Raw genomic sequence first — 6,314 nt, forward strand, 5'->3', positions numbered from 1 at the left:
GGGTGCCGCGCGCGGCCGGCCGTCGCAGGCCGCCCGCCGGGGTGTGGACCTGGCTCACCGATGCCGCAGTGATCGGCGGTCTGCTGATCTGGCACGTGGTTGGGGCGTTGACCTCCGATGACGGCTACAACACCACGATCGCGCGGGTCGCGGGCGAAGCCGGCTACATCACCAACTACTACCGCTATTTCGGCGCGTCCGAGGCGCCGTTCGACTGGTACCAGAGCGTGCTGGCGCAGATGGCGACAATCAGCACGGCCAGCGTGTGGCTGCGCGTGCCCGCCACCGCCGCCGCGATCGGCACCTGGCTGATCGTCAGCCGCTGCGTGCTGCCGAGGCTCGGCCGCCGGGTGGCGGCCAACCGGGTCGCGGTGCTGACCGCCGGTGCGGTGTTCCTGGCCGCGTGGCTGCCGTTCAACAACGGCCTGCGGCCCGAACCGCTGATCGCGTTCGGTGTGGTCGCGGTGTGGATGCTCACCGAGACCACACTGGCCACCCGCCGCCTGTCCCCCTACGCACTGGCGATCGTGGTCGCCGCCCTCTCCGTCACGCTGGCCCCGCAGGGCCTGGTCGCGGTCGCGCCGCTGCTGGTCGGGGCCCGCGGCGTGACCCGCATCGTCGCCGCCCGCCGGCCCGTCGACGGCCTGGCCGCGCAACTGACGCCGCTGGCGGCGGCCGCGTCGCTGGTGTTCGTCGTCGTGTTCCGGGACCAGACCCTGGCCACCGTCGCCGAGTCGGTGCGCATCAAGTACGTCGTCGGCCCCACGATCTCCTGGTACCAGGAGTTCCTGCGTTACTACTTCCTGACCGTCGAGGAGAGCGTCGACGGCTCGCTGACCCGGCGCTTCGCGGTGCTGATCCTGCTGCTGTGCGTGGTCGGCCTGATCGTCGTGCTGCTGCGCCGCGGAAGCCTGCCCGGCGCCGTCAACGGACCCGTGTGGCGGCTGGTCGGCACGACCGCGATCGGCCTGCTGCTGCTGACGCTGACCCCCACCAAGTGGGTGGTGCAGTTCGGCGCGTTCGCCGGTCTGGCGGGCGCGCTCGGCGCGCTGAGCGCGTTCGCGTTCGCCCGGGTCGGCCTGCACAGCCGCCGCAACCTGGCGCTGTATGTGACCGCGCTGCTGTTCGTGCTGGCCTGGTCCACCTCCGGGATCAACGGCTGGTTCTACGTCGGCAACTACGGCGTGCCGTGGTTCGACAAGCAGCCGGTGATCATCGGCTTCCCGGTCACCACGATCTTCCTGGTGCTGGCCATCGCGTGCGGGCTGCTCGCGGGCTGGCTGCACTTCCGGATGGACTACGCCGGACACACCCAGGTGGCCGACACCGGGCGCAACCGGGCGCTGGCGTCCTCGCCGCTGCTGGTGGTCGCGATCATCATGGTGGTGCTGGAGCTGGGCTCGATGGTCAAGGCCACCGTCGGCCGCTACCCCGTCTACACCACCGGGGCAGCCAACATCGCGGCCTTGCGGTCCGGGCTCGGCGACGCGTCCTGCGCGATGGCCGACGACGTCCTCGTCGAGGCCGACACCAACGCGGGCATGCTCGAACCGGTGCCGGGCCAGAGCTGGGGCGAGTACGGCCCGCTGGGCGGCGAGGACCCCGTCGGGTTCACCCCCAACGGTGTCAGCGACACCCTGGAACCGGCCAAACCCGTGGCGGCCAACCCCGGCACCCCGAACTCCGACGGCCCGGTCGACAAGCCGAACATCGGCGTCGGCTACGCGGCGGGCACCGGCGGCGGCTACGGCCCCGAGGGCGTCAACGGATCCCGGGTGTTCCTGCCGTTCGGGCTGGACCCGGACACCACCCCGGTGATGGGCAGTTTCGACGAGAACACCGTCGCGGCGAAGGCCACCTCGGCCTGGTACCAGCTGCCTCCCCGCACCCCGGACCGGCCGTTGGTCACCGTCGCCGCGGCGGGCGCGATCTGGTACTACAACGAGGACGGCTCGTTCAACTACGGGCAGTCCCTGAAGCTGCAGTGGGGCGTGCACCGGCCCGACGGCTCCTACCAGGAGCTCGGCGAGGTACAGCCGATCGACATCTTCCAGCAGAAGGCGTGGCGCAATCTGCGGTTCCCGCTCGAGTGGGCGCCGCCGGAGGCCAACGTGGCCCGCATCGTCGCCGACGACCCGAACCTGTCCGAGGACCAGTGGTTCGCGTTCACCCCGCCCCGGGTGCCGGTGCTGCAGACCGCGCAGGGCTTCCTGGGCCGGGCGACGCCGGTGCTGATGGACATCGCCACCGCAGCGCACTTCCCGTGCCAGCGGCCGTTCGCCGAGCGACTCGGGATCGCCGAGCTGCCCCAGTACCGGATCATGCCGAACTTCAAGCAGATCGTCGTGTCGTCCAATCAATGGCAGGCTGCGCAGGACGGCGGACCGTTCCTGTTCATCCAGGCGCTGCTGCGCACCGAGTCCATCCCGACCTACCTGCGTGGCGACTGGTATCGCGACTGGGGGTCCCTGGAGCGCTACCTGCGGGTGGTGCCGTCCGACGAGGCGCCTAACGCCGAGATCGAGGAAGGGTCGACGCGAGTGTTCGGCTGGAGCAGGGGCGGACCGATCAGGGCACTGCCGTGAACGGCAAATCGGACGAAGCCGTGAACGGCAAATCAGAAGAAGCCGTGAGCGAGCTTGCGAGCGAACCGAAGATGGAGCGCGGCACTCCCGTGAGAGACGATGTGAAGATCGCCCGCTGGGTGGCGACGATCGCGGGTCTGCTCGGCTTCGTGCTAGCCGTGTCGGTCCCGCTGCTGCCGGTCACCCAGACCACCGCGACGCTGAACTGGCCGCAGAACGGTCAGCTCGCCAACGTCACCGCCCCGTTGATCTCCCAGGCGCCGGTGAGCCTGACCGCAACGGTGCCGTGCGAGGTGATCCGCGACATGCCCGCCGACGGCGGGCTGGTCTTCGGCACCGCACCCGCCGAGGGCCGCGACGCCGCCTTGAACGCGATGCTGGTCACCGTCAGCGAGGACCGCGTCGACGTGATCGTCCGCAACGTCGTGGTCGCCAGCGTGGACCGGGACCGGGTCGCCGGCACCGGCGGGCAGCCCGGCTGCTCCCGCATCGAGATCACCTCCAACCTGGACGGCACGTACGCCGACTTCGTCGGCCTGACTCAGGTTTCCGGCTCCGACGCCGGTCAGCCGCAGCGCACCGGCTACCCCGACCCGAACCTGCGGCCCGCGATCGTCGGCGTGTTCACCGACCTGACCGGACCGGCCCCGCCGGGCCTGTCGGTCTCGGCGGACATCGACACCCGGTTCACCACGCATCCGACCGCGCTGAAGCTGACCGCGATCCTGCTCGCGATCGCCTGCACGGTGATCGCGCTGCTGGCGCTGTGGCGGCTGGACCGGCTCGACGGGCGCCGCATGCACCGGTTGATCCCGACCCGCTGGCGCACCGTCACGCCGGTCGACGGCGTCATCGTCGGCGGGTTCGCGATCTGGTACGTGATCGGCGCGAACTCCTCCGACGACGGCTACATCCTGCAGATGGCGCGGGTCGCCGAGCACGCCGGCTACATGTCGAACTACTTCCGCTGGTTCGGCAGCCCTGAGGATCCGTTCGGCTGGTACTACAACCTGCTGGCGCTGATGACACAGGTCAGCACCGCCAGCATCTGGATGCGGCTGCCGGACCTGATCTGCTCGCTGATCTGCTGGCTGCTGCTCTCCCGGGAGGTGCTGCCCCGCCTCGGGCCCGCGGTGTCCGCGAGCCGGCCCGCGTTGTGGGCCGCGGGTCTGGTGCTGCTGGCCGCATGGATGCCGTTCAACAACGGTCTCCGCCCCGAAGGTCAGATCGCCACGGGCGCGCTGATCACCTACGTGCTGATCGAGCGGGCCGTCACCTCGGGCCGGCTCACTCCGGCCGCGCTGGCCATCACCACCGCGGCGTTCACCCTCGGCATCCAGCCGACCGGACTGATCGCGGTCGCCGCGCTGGTCGCCGGCGGTCGTCCGATCCTGCGCATCCTGATGCGGCGACGCCAAGCGGTCGGCTTGTGGCCCCTGCTGGCGCCGCTGCTGGCCGCGGGCACCGTGGTGCTGGCGGTGGTGTTCGCCGATCAGACCCTGGCCACAGTGATGGAGGCCACCAAGGTCCGCACCGCGATCGGCCCCAGCCAGGAGTGGTACACCGAGAACCTGCGGTACTACTACCTGATCCTGCCGACCGTCGACGCGGCGATCGCGCGCCGGGTGGCGTTCCTGTTCACCGCGCTGTGCCTGTTCTCGTCGCTGTTCATCATGTTGCGGCGCAAGCGGGTTCCCGGGGTGGCGCGCGGTCCGGCCTGGCGGCTGATGGGCGTCATCTTCGCCACGATCTTCTTCCTGATGTTCACCCCCACCAAGTGGATCCACCACTTCGGCCTGTTCGCCGCGGTGGGTGGCGCGATGGCGGCGCTGGCCACGGTGCTGGTGTCGCCGGTGGTGCTGCGCTCGGCCCGCAACCGGATGGCGTTCCTGGCCGGAGTGCTGTTCATCCTTGCGCTGTGCTTCGCCTCCACCAACGGCTGGTGGTACGTCTCGAATTTCGGTGTGCCGTACAACACCTCGGTGCCGCAGCTGGGCGGCGTGAGCGTCAGCACGGTGTTCTTCGTTCTGTTCGGCATCGCCGCGCTGTGGGCCTTCCGGCTGCACCTGAACGACAAGCGGGATTCGAAGGTGGTCAACGTGCTGACCGCCGCGCCGATCCCGGTCGCCGCCGGCCTGATGGTGGTGTTCATGGTGGCCTCCCTTGCGGTCGGTGTGGTGCGCCAGTACCCGACCTACTCCAACGGTTGGGCCAACATCCGGGCGTTCGCCGGCGGCTGCGGGCTGGCCGACGACGTACTCGTCGAACCGGACTCGAACGACGGTTTCCTGCAACCACTTCCGACGGCGCCCGGTCAACCTGCGTACGGCCCGCTGGGCCCGCTGGGCGGCACCGACCCGACCGGCTTCTCCCCCGACGGTGTGCCGGACCGGATCATCGCCGAGGCCATCCGGCTGAACAACCCGCAGCCCGGCACCGACTACGACTGGAACCGGCCGATCCAGTTGTCCCGGCCCGGTGTCAACGGCTCCCGGGTGCCGCTGCCCTACGGCCTGGACCCGGCCCGGGTCCCGGTCGCGGGCTCGTATTCGACTGGACCGCAACAGGAGAGCCGTCTCGCGTCGGCGTGGTACGCGCTGCCGGCTCCCGACGACGCGCACCCTCTGGTGGTGGTCACCGCCGCAGGCACGATCGAGGGCACCAGCGTGGCGAACGCGTTCACCCCCGGTCAGACCGTCGAACTGGAGTACGCGACCCGCGGACCCGACGGTGCGCCGGAGCCCGCCGGACGCGTCAGCCCCTACGACATCGGGCCGACCCCGTCGTGGCGCAACCTGCGCTATCCGCGCGCCCAGATCCCGGCCGACGCGGTCGCTGTCCGGGTGGTCGCCGAGGACCTGTCGCTGGGCCAGGGCGACTGGGTCGCGGTGACTCCGCCGCGGGTTCCCGAGGTGCGCTCGGTCCAGGAGTACATCGGCTCCCAGCAACCGGTGCTGATGGACTGGGCGGTGGGCCTGGCGTTCCCGTGCCAGCAGCCCATGCTGCACGCCAACGGCGTCACCGAGATCCCGAAGTTCCGGATCTCGCCGGACTATTTCGCCAAGCTGCAGAGCACCGACACGTGGCAGGACGGCCTCAACGGCGGGCTGCTCGGCATCACCGACATGTTGTTGCGGGCGTCGGTGATGTCGACCTACCTGTCCGAGGACTGGGGCCAGGACTGGGGTTCGTTGCGCCGCTTCGACACCATCGTCGATGCCGAGCCCGCGACCCTCGATCTGGGCGAGACGACCCATTCCGGGCTGTGGTCGCCGGGACCGATGCGCTTCCAGCCCTGACCCCGATCGCGCCGAAACCGCATTCCATGCGCTGAAAGCCGCGAAATGTCAACGTGGAATGCGGTTTCGGCGGGGGTCAGCTGTCGTTGGCGCCTGGGTCGGCGTTTTCCTGCAGGATGTCGTTGTGGCAGTCGACCTGGCTCTGTCCGGTCTGTTGCATGCACACCAGCACCGGGGTGGCGGCGTTCCCGGTTTCCGGGTCGGCCGCGGAAGTCCCGGTGGGATGGGGGATCTCACCCGGATACAACGACCACAGCGCCGCCCCGGTTGATGCCAGACGCGCGCAGTAGGCCGGATCGCCGGCTTCGGTGACGCCCGCGGCGCCCAGCGTCGCGCAGTCTGCGCCGACCACGATCACCGGCAGCGCGACGGCGCCGGACTGCGGCGCCGCGGCCGAGTTCGTCGCTGCCGCCTCGCGGCGGCCCTCGTC

2 protein-coding genes and 1 pseudogene are annotated in these 6,314 nt (G+C 70.3%); 2 read left to right on the forward strand and 1 reads right to left on the reverse strand.

What is annotated here, in order from left to right; genetic code table 11:
- Window positions 1–2,585, forward strand: a 2,585-nt coding sequence (locus tag MVA01S_RS27920; protein ID WP_060941780.1) for an arabinosyltransferase, incomplete at its 5' end; no start/stop codon positions are given.
- Between the two features lie 71 nt (window positions 2,586–2,656).
- Complete coding sequence (locus MVA01S_RS27925; protein WP_040541844.1) at window positions 2,657–5,884, forward strand: arabinosyltransferase domain-containing protein; 3,228 nt, start codon at window positions 2,657–2,659, stop codon at window positions 5,882–5,884.
- Between the two features lie 76 nt (window positions 5,885–5,960).
- On the opposite strand, the pseudogene MVA01S_RS27930 reads toward MVA01S_RS27925, so the two are convergent.
- Window positions 5,961–6,314: pseudogene (locus MVA01S_RS27930) on the reverse strand (serine/threonine protein kinase); the annotation flags it as partial.

The sequence above is a fragment of the Mycolicibacterium vaccae NBRC 14118 = CIP 105934 genome, from assembly GCF_001552715.1.
In the GTDB taxonomy this organism is placed as follows: Bacteria; Actinomycetota; Actinomycetes; order Mycobacteriales; family Mycobacteriaceae; genus Mycobacterium; species Mycobacterium vaccae.